This is a genomic window from Gemmatimonas groenlandica, from assembly GCF_013004105.1.
GTDB lineage: Bacteria > Gemmatimonadota > Gemmatimonadetes > Gemmatimonadales > Gemmatimonadaceae > Gemmatimonas > Gemmatimonas groenlandica.
This window is the reverse complement of the sequence record NZ_CP053085.1, coordinates 1609246-1622825: the sequence shown is the minus strand read 5'-3', so window position 1 is coordinate 1622825 and position 13580 is coordinate 1609246. Positions and strand designations below refer to the sequence as shown.

The following is a 13580-nucleotide window of genomic DNA, read 5'->3' as shown; positions in this document are numbered from 1 at the left end:
CCCATGCCCATCGCGCTGTACCGCATCGACGATCGACTCATTCACGGCCAGGTGGTAGTCGGCTGGGGGCAACCGCTGGAGCTCCGTTTCATCGTCCTGGTCGACGACGAGGTCGCGTCGAGCGAGTGGGAACAAGAGCTCTATCGCATGGGCGTGCCCCCCGAGATGTCGGTCCTGTTCTACACGGTCGACGATGCCGCCGCGCACCTCGCTGAGCTGCAGAAACGTCCCGAGCCTGGCATCGTGCTCGTCGGCGACATCGGCACGATGGGCCGACTCGTCGCCCAGGCCGACGGGCGCATCCGCGCCGTGAACGTGGGCGGCGTGCATCACTCGCCTGGTCGCGTGCAGCGGCTGCGATTCGTGTTTCTCACGCCCCCCGAAGAGCAGGGGCTGCGTGACATTGCCGCGCAGGGGGTCGATGTGTCGGCGCAAGATGTGCCCAGCGCCCGCCCGGTGCCGCTCGGCGAACTGCTGACGTCCACCACGGGCGCGTGATGGCGGCGCCGACATGGTGGCTCGACATCCTGCCGTTGTCACTCCTGGCCGGTGTCTGCGGGCTCGACGTGGTCAGTTTCCCGCAGGCTATGTTTTCGCGCCCGATTGTGGCCGCGACGCTGGGTGGCGCCTTCGTCGGCGCGCCGATGGCCGGTCTCGTCTGCGGTGCGGCGCTCGAGTGTCTGGCGCTTGAAGCCTTGCCGGTCGGCGCCTCCCGCTATCCCGAGTGGGGCAGTGCATCAGTCGTGGCCGGTGCCGTGGCTGCCACCGGTGTCACCGCGGGATCGATGCCCTTGGCCGGTGCCTTTGCCGTCGCGGTCGCGCTCGGCATCGCCACGGCGTGGATCGGAGGGCTGACCATGATCAAGCATCGCCAGATCATCGCCAGCTTTGCGCGTCCACGTCTTGGTCAGCTCGCCGCCGGCAATCGCAATACGGTCGTCGGGCTTCAGGTGTTCGGCATGACGCTCGATCTCGTTCGGGCGGCACTACTGGGCGCGCTCTGCTTCATTCCCGGGTATCTCCTTGCTGAACGGGTGAACGGCCGCTGGAACGTGCCTGAGGACCTCTCGCGCGCCATCGTGGTCACGTGCGTGGCTGCAGTTGCCGCCGCCGCTGTTTGGAAGGATTTTCACGCCATCAGTGGCACCCGCCGACTGTTCCTGATCTCCCTGGCCATGGGCACGTTGATGGTGGTGCTCGGTGCCTGACGAACTGCTCGGTCAGAACGCGCTGCGCACCGACACGGTCAGCATGCCCGTGCCGGGCATGGCGTCGGCGCCGGAAATGGACACCGCCCTGCGCCTGTCCATGTATCTGCGCTGCCTGGCCATTCAGGGCTCGTGGAACTACGAGATCCTGGTCGGCAATGGGGTGGGCTTCTGCGTCGAACCCGCCCTGCGACAGCTCCCCGGTGGCGTGGACGGGCAGCTCTACCGTGAGGCACTGGCGCGGCAGTCGGTCTACTTCAACGCCCACCCCTATCTCGCCTCCCTCGCCATTGGCGCCCTCGCCCGGGCTGAAGTGGAGCAAGTCGCTCCGCAGCGCATTGAGCGCTTCCGCACGGCGCTCTGCGGTCCCCTCGGCAGCGTCGGCGATCGCCTCGTCTGGGCCGCTTGGTTGCCGGCCTGCTCGCTCGTGGCGCTGCTGCTCTTCGGTGTCGGCGCGTCGGCGCTGCTGGTCGTGCTCGGCTTTCTCGTCCTGTACAACGTGGGGCATCTCGCCCTACGCGACTGGGCCCTCCGCGCCGGCTGGCGGCACGGGCTTCGCGTCGCCACGGCCCTCGGGCATCCGGTGCTTCAGCACGGTCCGCGCTACATTGGACGGGTATCGGCTGTGTTGGGTGGCTTGGCGCTGCCCCTCGCGGTCCATCGTGCTATGGGCGGACCGGCGCCGCTGACTCCCATTCCCGTGGGCGTCGCTGTCGCGACGCCGCTCTTGGCCGTGCTCCTTGTGCGACTGCAGGGGCGCGCCGAGGGATGGCGCGTCGTCCTGTTCCTGCTCGCGGCCTTCGTCCTCTACTCGGTGGTCCGTTAATGGCTGAACGATCGGTTCAAATCGTGAACAAGCATGGACTCCATGCCAGGCCGGCCGCCGAAATGGTCAAGGCGGCGTCACGCTTCAAGAGCGACATCACGATCTCGCGCGATGACCTCGAAGTGAATGGCAAGAGCATCATGGGTGTCATGATGTTGGCCGCCGAACACGGGGCCATGATCACCCTGCGCGCGTCCGGGCCCGATGCCGACGATGCGTTGGAGTCGCTGGCGGCGCTCGTCGCGGCGCGGTTCGGGGAGAGCTGATGCAGTCAGTGCTCCGCGGCATTCCCGCGTCGCCGGGAATCGTCGTCGGACCGGTGCACCTCCTGCGGTGGGAAGTGCCCGAAGTGAAGCATCGCCTCATCGATGACAGCGCCATCGATGCGGAGATCGTGCGTTTGCACGACGCCTTTGAACGCGCCCGTGATCGCCTGCGCCTGTTGCGCGCGAGAGCGGAGCAGCAGGCGGGCCCGGAGGAAGCGGCCATCTTCGATGTGCAGATCTCCATTCTCGACGATGGAGAACTCTCCCGCAGCTCTGAGGCGCTCATCCGCCAGAACCTTGGCGCCGAGAAGGCCTTCGACATCATTCTGCTCGAATGGCGGCAGCACTTCGCCCGCCACTCGGCGCCGATGCTACGCGAAAAAGTCGGCGATCTCATGGACGTGCACATTCGCGTGCTCTCCATGCTGCTCGATCTCCCCGATCACGACCCGGTCGACGTGCCGCCGGGCGCGCACGCGATTCTCGTCACGCACGATCTCACGCCGTCGCTCACGATGCAGCTCGATCGCAACTGCATCGCGGCCATCGCCACCGAAGCCGGCACCGCCACCGCACATGTGGCCATCCTCGCGCGTTCGCTCGGGCTGCCCGCCGTCGTCGGCCTGCGCAACGCGCTGTCGTTTCTCGTGCCCGGCCAGATCGCGATTCTCGACGGCGCGGAAGGCACGCTACTCATTGCGCCCTCCGAGCACGAGCTCGAAGACGCGAGGCTGCGCGTCGAGCAGGAAGCCGGTCGCGTCGGCGAGATGCGCGAGATCGCGCACAGCGAGGCGATCACCCCCGATGGCGTGCGCATGGTCATTCGCGCCAACGTCGACATCCCCGAAGAAGCGGAGATGAGCGCGACCAGTGGTGCCGATGGCGTGGGCCTCATGCGCACGGAGTTTCTCGTTGTCGGCCGCGCCACCATGCCCGACGAGGAAGAGCAGTACAAGGCCTACAAGAAGGTGATTCAAGCGTTTGGGACGCGCCCCGTCATCATTCGTACATTCGACGTTGGCGGCGACAAACTGCCGGTGGGCGGATTCCCGAGCGAGGCCAATCCGTTCCTCGGCTGGCGCGCCATCCGCATGTGCCTCGACGAGAGCGAGCTGTTCAAGGTGCAGCTCCGCGCGCTGCTGCGCGCCGGTGTGCACGGCGATCTGCGCATCATGCTGCCGCTGGTCGTCACGGTCGACGAAGTGCGGGAAACACGTCAGCTGATCGACGAAGCCGTGGCCGAACTGGCCGCACGCCGCATTCCCTTTCGGGCCGATGTGCCACTGGGGGTGATGGTCGAAACCCCGGCTGCCGCCATCGCCAGTGATACCCTCGTGCGCGACGTCGACTTCTTCAGCATCGGGTCGAACGACCTCGTCCAGTACACGCTCGCCGTCGACCGTGGCAACGCGAACCTCGCGCCCCGCTTCACGCCCTTTCATCCCGCCGTGCTACGCCTCATTGCGCAGGTGCAGGCCACCGGTGCCGCCCACGGCATCGATGTCTGCGTCTGTGGTGAAATGGGCTCGCAGCCGCTGGCCGTCTTCGCCCTCATGGGGCTTGGCATCCGTCAGCTCAGCGTGGCCCCGCGGGCCGTCGGTGAAGTGAAGCGGGTCATTCGCAGCGTGCGCATGTCCGCCGCGCAGGATGCGGCGCAGGCCGCCCTCGCGGCCAGCACCGCGCGCGAAGCGGAAACCTTGCTGCGTCGTCGCTTGCGGACCGAACTCGATGCGGCCGCCCAGGCGGGCGGGTTGCCCGCACTTTCATAGCGGACTAGTCTACGCGAGACCCTCTCGCACGAACCTTCTACCCAGAGTGCTGCGTGGCCGATCGTCACCTGTTTACGTCGGAGTCCGTGACCGAAGGACATCCGGACAAGATCGCGGATCAGATTTCGGATGCCGTGCTCGACGCGATCCTGGCCAAGGATCCAGCGGCGCGCGTCGCCTGTGAGACCTTGGTGACGACTGGCCTGGTGGTCATCGCCGGCGAGATCACGACGTCGGCCTACGTGCCGCTCCCCGATATCGTGCGCAAGACGATCGAAGGGATCGGCTACACCGACGCCACGTTCGGCTTCGACAACAAGACGTGCGCCGTCATGAGCACGATCGACGCGCAGTCGCCTGACATCTCGCAGGGCGTCGACACCGGCGGCGCCGGCGACCAGGGCATGATGTTCGGCTACGCGACCGACGAAACGGCGGAACTCATGCCGTTGCCGATCCAGTTGGCGCACGCCCTCACGCACCGCCTGTCGGCGCTACGCAAGGACGGGTCGCTGCCGTGGCTCCGCCCCGACGGCAAGGCGCAGGTCTCGGTGACTTACGAAGGCGATCGTCCCATCGCCGTCGACACGGTCGTGATCTCCACGCAGCACGACGAGAAAGTCTCGAACACCAAGCTCCGTCGCGCCATCCTCGACGACGTCATCATGGCGTCGATCCCCGAGGAGTATCTGCCGAAGCGCCTCAAGACCCACATCAATCCCACCGGCCGCTTCGTCATTGGCGGCCCGCAGGGCGATGCCGGTCTGACCGGACGCAAGATCATCGTCGACACGTACGGTGGCATGGGTCGTCACGGCGGCGGCGCCTTCAGTGGCAAGGATCCGTCCAAGGTCGATCGCTCGGCCTGCTACGCGGCGCGGTGGGTGGCCAAGAACATCGTGGCGGCGAAGCTCGCGTCGCGCTGTGAAGTGCAGGTGGCCTATGCGATCGGCGTCGTCCAGCCGGTGTCGGTGTACGTCCAGACGTTCGGAACGGGCGTCGTGTCCGACCGTGCGATCGAGGCCGCGGTGAACGACGTGTTCGACCTGACGCCGCGTGGCATCACGCGCGATTTGGATCTGCGCAAGCCGATCTATCAGGCAACCGCGGCGTACGGACATTTCGGTCGCCGTCCGGAAACCGTGGGTCGTGGCCGCACGGCCCGGACCACGTTCACGTGGGAACGCACCGACCGCGTCGCCGCGCTCAAGCGCGCTATTCGGTGATCCGCGAGGGCGCACCGCTCCGCACCACGAGTGCCGAGCGGTGTGCCCCGCGGACGGCGTGCCGTCCTCGCGTTCGCCTGCACGAGGAGCAACGATGATGGTTGAAGTCACGGTGGCCCGACTTGGGCTCGATAGCGCGACGAATTCCTACGTCGTCATTCTCCGCGAACGCGGTGGGAAGCGCGTCCTGCCCATCTGGATCGGCCAGCCCGAAGCGGAGTCGATCGTGATGCAGATGAATCAGGTGAAGCGCGAACGTCCGATCACCCACGACCTCTGCAAATCACTCATCATCGGACTCGGTGGTACACTGCGCCGCGTCTCCATCACCCGCGTACAAAAGAGCACCTACTACGCGGAGATGCAGATCGACGGACCGAACGGCGTGGTCGAGGTCGACGCTCGTCCGTCCGACAGTATCGCCATTGCCCTGCGACTCGACGCGCCGATCTTTGCGCCGTCCACGCTGCTCACCGCGATCGACGACGATCAGGACGACGACGGTGATGATTTCTCCTCCGTCGACGCCGCCGACAGCGAGCTGACGGCCGAACAGCTCAAGGCCTATCTCGAGAACCTCCGGCCGGAAGACTTCGGCAAGTTCTCGCCCTGACGTATACGCTCTCCCACCCGATTGTCCTCCGCGTGTCCCGACTTCCGTCGTTCTTCCGACTCTTCGCGCTGACGCTCGTCGCCGCGACCGCCATCGCCACCGCCACGACGCTGCACGCGCAATCGCGCTCCGTTGATGGCCGCGTGCGTCGTCCCGTGAGTGTCAACGCGGACTCGACCGGCATGGGACCCGCCGTCGGGACGTGGGTCACGCTGCATCGCGTCGGCAAGGATACCGCCGGACCAATCGACTCCATCCGCACGGATGCGCAGGGTCGCTACCGCTTTCGGTGGACGCCCTTCGGCACCGCCGACGGCGTGTATTTCGCGTCGACCACGTGGGGCGGTATCGCCTACTTCACGCCGCCGCTCCGGAACGTCGACGCCCGTGGTGATGACGCCGAGATCACCGTATTCGACACGACGTCTGTGCGATTTCAGCTCACGGTCAAAGGCCGCCATTTGATCGTCGGCAAAGCCGATACGACGCAGTTCCGCACCGTGATCGAAGTGTTCGAACTGTCCAACGACAGTCTGCGCACACTCGTCGCCACGGACACGACGTCGCCGATGCCCACGTGGAGCATTTCGATTCCCGCCTCCGCACTCGATGTGCGCGCCAACGAAGGCGAGATCTCACCCGATGCCTTTGTCGCGGGTCCCGGTCGCGTGTCGGTCTACGCGCCGATCGCGCCCGGTATCAAGCAGGTCGCGTTCTCATACAAAGTGCCGAACAGCAGCTTTCCGCTGTCGATGCGAGCCGAAGGTGGCGCTGTCGTCTTCGAAATCTTGCTCGAAGAGCCGCAGGGATTCGTCACCGGCAAAGGATTCGCCAACGTCGACCCCGTCACGCTCGAAGGGCGCAACTTCCGGCGCTTTCTGTCGCAGGATGTGCAGGCGAATGCGGATCTGATCATCGAGCTCCCCTCGTCGGGTGCACCGGGGCGCAATCTGTACATTGCGGGATTACTCGTCGCGATCGGTATGCTCATGATGGTCGTGCTGATGCGTTCGATGCAGCGACGCGCGGCGAGTCGTGTTGCCGTGGAGCCTACCTTGCGTCCACGTGAATCCGATGCGCCGATGCACGAACGGCTGGCGCAGGAGATCGCTGCGCTTGACGAAACGTACGCCCGCATCGCCGATCCGTCTGACACGGTGAAGAAGGCCTACGAGACGAGGCGGAGCGAACTGAAGGGCGCGCTCGGCGCGGCGCTTGCCGACATGGGGACTCGAAAGTAGGTTCCTGATGTCGCGCATTCGGCGCGGCGGACAACTGATTTCAGAGCGCAGGACACGGAAACCGGTTCAATGCCGGTGCGGCCCCGCCACTGTAACGGGATCTGCAACGCCACACGCGATGCAGCAGCGACACTCACGATGCCACTGACCTTTGGGTCGGGAAGGCGAGTGGAGCGACCCGGAGCCAGGAGACGACCCGCGCTCATTCTCGGACGAAGACCCTCGAGGGGGGGCTCGCGCCACGTGTCGTCGTTTCTAGCCATTCGACGTGCACGCGTGCTCGGGCGTCTTCTCGTGGGAGAGGACGCCTTTTTTGTATCCTCACCCACGATTGGTACGCCGTGCGCTGCAGGTCCTGTTGCCATTCCTGGGCGCAGTGGCTTGCTCGCGTGCGGATACCGGTGCGTCGGATACACGCGACACCGTTTCGGTCGTCGCCGTCGCGGACACCGATGATTTCGGTGCGCCGCTGCCGCGTGACGCGCGTTTCGCCGCACGCGTCGTGTCGCTCAATCCCGCCGCCACTGAAGCGATCTTCACGATCGGGGCTGACTCGCTGCTCGTGGGTCGCTCGCGCTGGGACGAGTATCCGAAAGAGGTCAGCCGCATCGCCGCACTCGGCGACGGCATTCGCCCGAACATCGAAGCGGTCCTCGCGGCGCGTCCCACGCTCGTTGTGCTGTACGCCACGGCCGAGAATCGTGCCGCCGCCGAGGCGTTGAGTCGCGCTGGTGTGCGTACGATCGCGCTGCGTGTCGATCACATTGCGCAGTTTCACCGGCTGATCGCGACCCTCGGACGCGCGCTCGGTGCCGACGCACGTGCGCGAATCGTCAGCGACTCGGTGCAGACCACACTCGATCGTGTGCGCGCCCTGACGGCGTCACGACCGCGACAACGCGTCGTCTGGCCCGCGTGGGAATCGCCGCTGCTCGTGATCGGCGGCGGCAGTTACATCGATGAGCTGTTGGTCATTGCTGGCGCCGAGAACGTGTTCCATGACATGGACGCACCGTCGCCGCCGGTGTCGATCGAGGAGATCGCGAAGCGCGATCCTGATGTCATCATCACCGGCGTCGCGCGAGGAGGAAAGCTCGCCGCCAATCCCTCGTGGCAAGCGATCCGTGCGGTGCGCGAGCGGCGCTTCATGGTGCAGGATCCGTCGGTCACTGGTCGGCCTTCCGTAGTGCTGGGCATGGCCGCCGTGCAACTCGCCCGGGCGCTCCATCCAGCGCTGCGCGACTCGCTCCGGTGAACGACATCTTCCGCCGTCAGGCAGCACATGTGCCGACTTCCCCGTGGCTAGCTTGGGGCATCGGTGCGCTCCTGCTGATCCTCGTGCTCGTGCTCGGGCTCTCCATCGGTGCCGTGCCGATCGCGACGCGCGACGTCGTCGATGCACTCCGCGGGATTGGTGACCCGTCCACGATCGCCATCGTGCGCGATCTGCGCGCGCCGCGCGTGTTGCTCGCGGCGCTGGTTGGCGCCGGTCTCGCCACTAGTGGGGGCGCGCTGCAGGGCACGCTGCGCAATCCGCTGGCGGAACCGTATCTGCTCGGCGTGTCCGGCGGTGCGGCCGTCGGTGCGGTCACCGCGATGGCGTTCGGTGTCGTGCAACCCGTACTCGTGACCGCGTGTGCGTTCGCCGGCGCCGCGATCGCCACGGTCGTCGTTACCGCCATCGCGCGCGTCGTCGGCGGAAGCGCCGATACGAAGCTGCTGCTGATGGCCGGTGTCGTGGTCGGCGCTTTTGCCAACGCGGCGATTCTCGTGGCGCTGGCTGATGCACCGCCGGAGCGATTGCGCGGTGCGCTCTTCTGGATGATGGGGTCGGCGGCCGATGCCACGTGGCCCGCCGTTGCTCGCTGCGCGGGCGCGCTCCTGCTGCTGGGGGGCGTACTCGTGTGGCGTGCGCGCGATCTCGATGTGTTGTCGTTGGGTGACGAACCCGCCGCCGCGCTCGGCGTCGACGTCGATCGCGTGTCGCGACAGCTGTTTCTCGTGGCCTCATGGCTCGCCGCCGCCACCGTCGCGGCGGCCGGATTGATCGGCTTCGTGGGGTTGGTCGTGCCGAATCTCGCACGCGCGTTGGGCGCGCGTCATCATCGATCGATGCTGCTCATGTCCGCGCTGTATGGTGCCGTGCTGTTGGTCGCTGCCGATCTGTTGGCGCGCACGCTTCGTGCTCCTGCCGACCTGCCGCTCGGCGCGGTCACGGCGCTGATCGGCGTCCCGTTCTTCTTGCTCCGCTTACGTCGGATGGCGGCATGAACGGCGCGATCGGCGGCAGCGAGCAGGGGGCGCCCCTCATGTTTGACCACGTCAGCGTTCGCTACGCCGGTCGCACGCAACGCGCCCTCGATGACGTCTCGGTGACGGCCGAGCCGGGAAAGATGACGGCCGTCGTCGGTCCGAATGGCAGCGGAAAGAGCACGCTCGTGCGCACGCTCCTGCGGCGCGTTCCCATGGACTCCGGCCGTGTAACGGTGGGCGGCGTCGATGTGGCGTCACTCGATGCCCGAGACATTGCACGCCGCGTAGCCATCGTGCCGCAACGCGAGGAACCGGTGCTGCCCCTGCGCGTCGAGGAGTTCGTCGCGCTCGGTCGCCACGCGCGCCGCAGCGCGTTCGGCGGCATGAGTGCCGACGATCACGCCGCGGTCGAGAGTGCTGTGACGCGTGCCGGTATCCGTGACGCCATCGGGCGTCGCACCGACACGCTCTCCGGCGGCGAGTGGCAACGCGTGCGCATCGCCCGCGCGCTGGCGCAGGCGGCGCCGGTACTTGTGCTCGACGAACCCACCACGTTCCTCGACATCGCGCACGAGATGGCGGTGTTCGAACTGCTCGACGAGCTGGCTCAGCTCGGGCAGACTGTCTTACTCGTGAGTCATCAGCTCAATCTCGTGGCACGGTTTGCGTCGCACATCGTGCTGCTGCATCGCGGCACCGTGGCGGCGGCGGGCGACGCGGCCACGGTCATGCGCGGTGAGATTCTCGAGCGCGTGTACGAGTGGCCGCTGGTCGTCACGCGCGATCCCGCCGTCGGCGCACCGGCGCTGCTCCCGTTGCGCGGCAGCGGTCGTCACCGTGAGCGTCCGTCGTCATGAATATCGTGGTGCTCCTGCTGGTGAGTGCAATCGCGCAGCCGAGTCCAGCCTCTCGTGACTCCGTCACCATCTGCGTGGACGATGCGCGCACACGCGTGCCGCTGGTGGGTGCCGAGATCACGTCGCTGAAAGCGGGGAGTCCATCGCGTCGACTATCCGACGCCTGCGCGCGGCTTTCCGTGACGCGCGCGGGGACGACTGCCGACAGCATGCTTGTGGTACGCTCCGGATATCTGCCGCACCGCGTGGCGGTGCCATTCGCGACGCGGCCCGCCGGCGACACTCTCCGGGTATCGCTGCTCGCGGTCGATGCCACGCGTGCGGAGCGTCTGGCCGCCGTCCAAGTCACCGCGACTCGCACCGCCGCAAGCACGCGCGATATAAGCACGGCGGGACGCACCACGGTCACCTTGCAGACCACCGACGCCCGCACCGCCGGCGCGTCCACGGTCAACGCCGTGCTCTCGCTCATGCCGTTCACCAACGTGCGGTCGGCGCGTGGCGAAACCGGCCTCTCGCTGCGAGGCGCGCGTCGAGAGCAGGTGGCAATCACGCTCGACGGAATGCCGCTCAACGATCCCGCGACCGGTATCGCCGATGTGTCCGATATTCCGCTGGCCGGCCTGCAGTCGGCGACGGTCGCCCTTGGTGCCGATCCGGTCGGCACCGGCGCCGGTGCTACCGGTGGCGTGTTGGCGCTCACGTCGTCGGCGCAGCGCGTGGCGTCGTTGCGCGTGGGCGCCTTCGGGCAGCAGACGGTTGAAGGCGCGTGGCACGCGTCGTCCGCTGGCGCACTCTGGCATGCCAGCGCCGCGTGGCGCACAGCGACCAACGATTTTGGATTTATCAATGACGCCGGCGTGCTGCCGCAGCGTGAGGCGCGCGTCAACAACGATGAACAACGCGCGACCCTGTCGCTTGGGGTGATTGGCAGCCGCGCGCAATTCTCTTTGCTCGGTTCCACCAGCGAGCGCGGCATGGTGGGTCCCGCCAACGTGCGCGCCTACGATGCCGACCGCTCACATACCGATCGGCTGCTGGCGCGTGCCCAAACCACTGCGCGCAGCACCACGCTGTCGTCTGGTATCCGCCGTATGCAGCTGCGCTACGTCGATCCCACTCGTCCTGCACTCAATTCACGCGCGGTGGCCTGGGCTGCCGATGCCGAGTGGCGCGGAGCGATACGCGACATCACGTGGCGCATGGGAGGCGGCGCTGATCGCCTCACGGCGACCGGTGGTATCACGCAACGACGCAGTCGAGGCTTCGGCAGCGTGCAGCGCGCATGGAGCGCGCTCGGCGACGCAGGATGGAGCGTGGATGTCGGGGCGCGTGCGGATCTCATCGAGGGCAATGGATTGTTGCCCACCGCCTCGATCGGCGCGGAACGCCGCATCGTGCGCATTGGCGAGCGGGCGCGGCTGATCGCGTTCGGACGCGCCGCCCAAGCTGTTCGTGTGCCAACGCTGTACGACCTCTACTTCTCGTCGCCGCAGCGTCTCTTCGTGCGGGCACTCTCGCCCGAGCGCGTCGATCTCGACGTCAGCAGCGGCTTGCGCGTGATCGCCGGTGGAGCGCGTCGCCACGCGAGCATCGAAGGCACACTCGTCGCGCGCAACACACGCGACGCCATCGTGTGGTTTCCCGGCAACTTCGGCTGGAGTCCCGCCAACGTCGGCGTGGAACGGCTCCGCGGCGTGGAGTCACGCGCGGAAGTGGCATCGGGTATCGCCTCGCTCTCGACGTGGGTCACTGCATACGATGCGATGCTCAGCACCAACGGTTTGCATATCCCCACCCCGTATGTCCCCCGTCTCGCCGGCGGGGCACAGCTGCAGCTTAATACCGCGGCGCAGCACGCCACGATCGTGTGGCGCGGCATGGGTGCCCGGCCATATACCGCCGGCCCACGCAACCCCGATTTCGAATTGGCAGCCGTGTCGCTCGTCGACATCACCGTCGCGCAGCAGCTGCGCGCGCTGCCCCACTGGCCGTGGCCCCGCTTCGACGCCTTGGTCGCGTTCTCGCTCGAGAACGCCGCCGATGCCTCGTGGCAGTCGGTCCGCGGTTTTCCGTCGCCCGGGCGCTCCTGGGCGATTTCGTTCACTCTGCAACACTCCCCACGATGATCCCGCAGGTCCGTTCTCGCTCGTCTATTCGCAGCCGCGCGTTCGCCGTCACCACGGCAGCACTGCTCTCGACCATCGCCGCCTGCGGCGATGATGGTATCAACAACAGCACGCCGCAGCCGCCGCGCGGTATCATCGTGCTCGACGGTTTCATTCAGCCCGGTCTCACGTTCCTCGGTGACACCGGCAGCGCCAGTACGAAGCTGACGCTCGCCCCGACCACCGAGTTCGATGCCGGTGGCTTCACGCTGCTGCGCGACACCGTACTCGCCGTGTCCAGTCGTGGCGCGGGTGACTTGTTGTACGTCACGGACGTGCGCACATCCACCACGCGTCGCATTCAGCTTCCCACGCGCAGCAACCCCTCGCGTGCGCGCCTGCTCAGCGGAACCGGCGGACAGACGCTCATCGGAGCGGCCCTGCGCGATTCCTCTAGCGTGGCGCTGCTCTCGTTCGCTGGCGCCGGCACGGTCACCAGCACGCGCATCAGCAATGTCGGCACGTGCCCGACCGATCTGTTTCAATTCGACAACGCCACCTGGATCGTCGACGCCAACGCCAACTGCAAAGTGAACTACGCGGTGCAGGGTGACGTTCGACTCATTCGCGTGCCAAACACCGGGACCACGCGTGACACGATCCTGTTGCCCGGTCTGCGCGGATCCGGTGCGTCGGCACTCGTCGACGGCGACGTGGCCTACATCAGCGCCGGTGGTGATGCCAGCTTCGCGTCCTTCCCCTACACGCTCATCTCCACCGGTGGCATCACCAAGGTTGATCTGCGCGGCAAGCGCGTGCTCACCGCCAAGAGGATGCCGGCCAACACGTACGGTGCCGGCGTCAAGCTCGGCCTCGACGGCTTCCTGTACGTCACGCTGTACCAGGATCTCGCCTCGTTCACCAACCGTATCATCAAGGTGCGCCCGGCCGATCTGAGCTTCGTCACCTCGGCGTCGGCCGACTGGTTGGTACTCACCGGAGCCACCGGAACCGCGGTCACCTGCGGCAGTGGACAGGCCGATGCCCTCGGCCGGCTGCACTGCATCCAGAACGGCACGGGATCCGTGACGTCGCTGCTCGTGTTCAGCCCGACCGGTACCGAGGTCCGTCGCGTGCCGGCGAATCAGGGCGGCGTGGACATGGCCATCCGTCCGTAGTTGCCGTCGGCGCCGTCTGCAGAGTAGGCGGGTCG

Annotated in this window: 13 protein-coding genes and 1 riboswitch; all 13 genes read left to right on the top strand. The window is 66.9% G+C overall.

What is annotated here, in order from left to right; translation table 11 throughout:
• The first annotated feature begins 3 nt into the window (after positions 1 to 3).
• The 13 genes from HKW67_RS06895 (at position 4) to HKW67_RS06835 (ending at position 13545) form a co-directional block, all read left to right on the top strand.
• On the top strand, positions 4 to 498 hold the full coding sequence (locus HKW67_RS06895) for a PTS sugar transporter subunit IIB (RefSeq protein WP_171224678.1): 495 nt from the start codon (positions 4 to 6) through the stop codon (positions 496 to 498).
• Entirely contained in the window at positions 498 to 1208 is a 711-nt protein-coding gene (locus HKW67_RS06890; RefSeq protein WP_171224677.1) for a PTS sugar transporter subunit IIC, read from the top strand. The genes HKW67_RS06895 and HKW67_RS06890 overlap by 1 nt, the downstream gene beginning before the upstream one ends.
• Positions 1201 to 2034 carry a PTS system mannose/fructose/sorbose family transporter subunit IID gene (locus tag HKW67_RS06885; RefSeq protein WP_171224676.1) on the top strand — a complete coding sequence of 278 codons (834 nt, stop codon included), beginning with the start codon at positions 1201 to 1203 and terminating at the stop codon, positions 2032 to 2034. Before HKW67_RS06890 ends, HKW67_RS06885 begins: the two co-directional genes overlap by 8 nt.
• Positions 2034 to 2300 (top strand): HPr family phosphocarrier protein, encoded by a 267-nt coding sequence (locus HKW67_RS06880; RefSeq protein WP_171224675.1) that lies wholly within the window; start codon positions 2034 to 2036, stop codon positions 2298 to 2300. Before HKW67_RS06885 ends, HKW67_RS06880 begins: the two co-directional genes overlap by 1 nt.
• Entirely contained in the window at positions 2300 to 4069 is a 1770-nt protein-coding gene (gene ptsP / locus HKW67_RS06875; protein ID WP_171224674.1) for a phosphoenolpyruvate--protein phosphotransferase, read from the top strand. The genes HKW67_RS06880 and ptsP overlap by 1 nt, the downstream gene beginning before the upstream one ends.
• A 53-nt stretch (positions 4070 to 4122) precedes the next feature.
• Positions 4123 to 5295 (top strand): methionine adenosyltransferase, encoded by a 1173-nt coding sequence (metK, locus tag HKW67_RS06870; RefSeq protein ID WP_171224673.1) that lies wholly within the window; start codon positions 4123 to 4125, stop codon positions 5293 to 5295.
• Positions 5296 to 5389: 94 nt separating this feature from the next.
• Positions 5390 to 5908 carry a bifunctional nuclease family protein gene (locus HKW67_RS06865; RefSeq protein WP_171224672.1) on the top strand — a complete coding sequence of 173 codons (519 nt, stop codon included), beginning with the start codon at positions 5390 to 5392 and terminating at the stop codon, positions 5906 to 5908.
• A gap of 32 nt (positions 5909 to 5940) precedes the next feature.
• Positions 5941 to 7149: a hypothetical protein gene (locus tag HKW67_RS06860; RefSeq protein WP_171224671.1), complete on the top strand. Its 1209-nt coding sequence runs from the start codon at positions 5941 to 5943 to the stop codon at positions 7147 to 7149.
• Between the two features lie 7 nt (positions 7150 to 7156).
• Positions 7157 to 7364: riboswitch (cobalamin riboswitch) on the top strand.
• Positions 7365 to 7525: 161 nt separating this feature from the next.
• The gene (locus HKW67_RS06855; RefSeq protein ID WP_171224670.1) at positions 7526 to 8404 is read left to right on the top strand and encodes an ABC transporter substrate-binding protein; all 879 of its coding nucleotides are present in this window, start codon (positions 7526 to 7528) and stop codon (positions 8402 to 8404) included.
• 29 nt (positions 8405 to 8433) lie between these two features.
• The gene (locus HKW67_RS06850; RefSeq protein ID WP_171224669.1) at positions 8434 to 9420 is read left to right on the top strand and encodes a FecCD family ABC transporter permease; all 987 of its coding nucleotides are present in this window, start codon (positions 8434 to 8436) and stop codon (positions 9418 to 9420) included.
• Complete coding sequence (locus tag HKW67_RS06845; protein ID WP_171224668.1) at positions 9417 to 10259, top strand: ABC transporter ATP-binding protein; 843 nt, start codon at positions 9417 to 9419, stop codon at positions 10257 to 10259. Before HKW67_RS06850 ends, HKW67_RS06845 begins: the two co-directional genes overlap by 4 nt.
• The gene (locus HKW67_RS06840) at positions 10256 to 12388 is read left to right on the top strand and encodes a TonB-dependent receptor plug domain-containing protein (protein ID WP_171224667.1); all 2133 of its coding nucleotides are present in this window, start codon (positions 10256 to 10258) and stop codon (positions 12386 to 12388) included. The genes HKW67_RS06845 and HKW67_RS06840 overlap by 4 nt, the downstream gene beginning before the upstream one ends.
• Positions 12385 to 13545: a hypothetical protein gene (locus HKW67_RS06835; protein WP_171224666.1), complete on the top strand. Its 1161-nt coding sequence runs from the start codon at positions 12385 to 12387 to the stop codon at positions 13543 to 13545. Before HKW67_RS06840 ends, HKW67_RS06835 begins: the two co-directional genes overlap by 4 nt.
• The last annotated feature ends 35 nt before the right edge of the window (positions 13546 to 13580 follow it).

What these genes read in the sequence shown, in the direction of transcription:
- HKW67_RS06895 (WP_171224678.1), top strand. Translation starts at nt 4, where the DNA reads ATGCCCATCGCGCTGTACCGCATCGACGATCGACTCATTCACGGCCAG.
- HKW67_RS06890 (WP_171224677.1), top strand. Translation starts at nt 498, where the DNA reads ATGGCGGCGCCGACATGGTGGCTCGACATCCTGCCGTTGTCACTCCTG.
- HKW67_RS06880 (WP_171224675.1), top strand. Translation starts at nt 2,034, where the DNA reads ATGGCTGAACGATCGGTTCAAATCGTGAACAAGCATGGACTCCATGCC.
- ptsP (WP_171224674.1), top strand. Translation starts at nt 2,300, where the DNA reads ATGCAGTCAGTGCTCCGCGGCATTCCCGCGTCGCCGGGAATCGTCGTC.
- HKW67_RS06865 (WP_171224672.1), top strand. Translation starts at nt 5,390, where the DNA reads ATGATGGTTGAAGTCACGGTGGCCCGACTTGGGCTCGATAGCGCGACG.
- HKW67_RS06845 (WP_171224668.1), top strand. Translation starts at nt 9,417, where the DNA reads ATGAACGGCGCGATCGGCGGCAGCGAGCAGGGGGCGCCCCTCATGTTT.
- HKW67_RS06840 (WP_171224667.1), top strand. Translation starts at nt 10,256, where the DNA reads ATGAATATCGTGGTGCTCCTGCTGGTGAGTGCAATCGCGCAGCCGAGT.
- HKW67_RS06835 (WP_171224666.1), top strand. Translation starts at nt 12,385, where the DNA reads ATGATCCCGCAGGTCCGTTCTCGCTCGTCTATTCGCAGCCGCGCGTTC.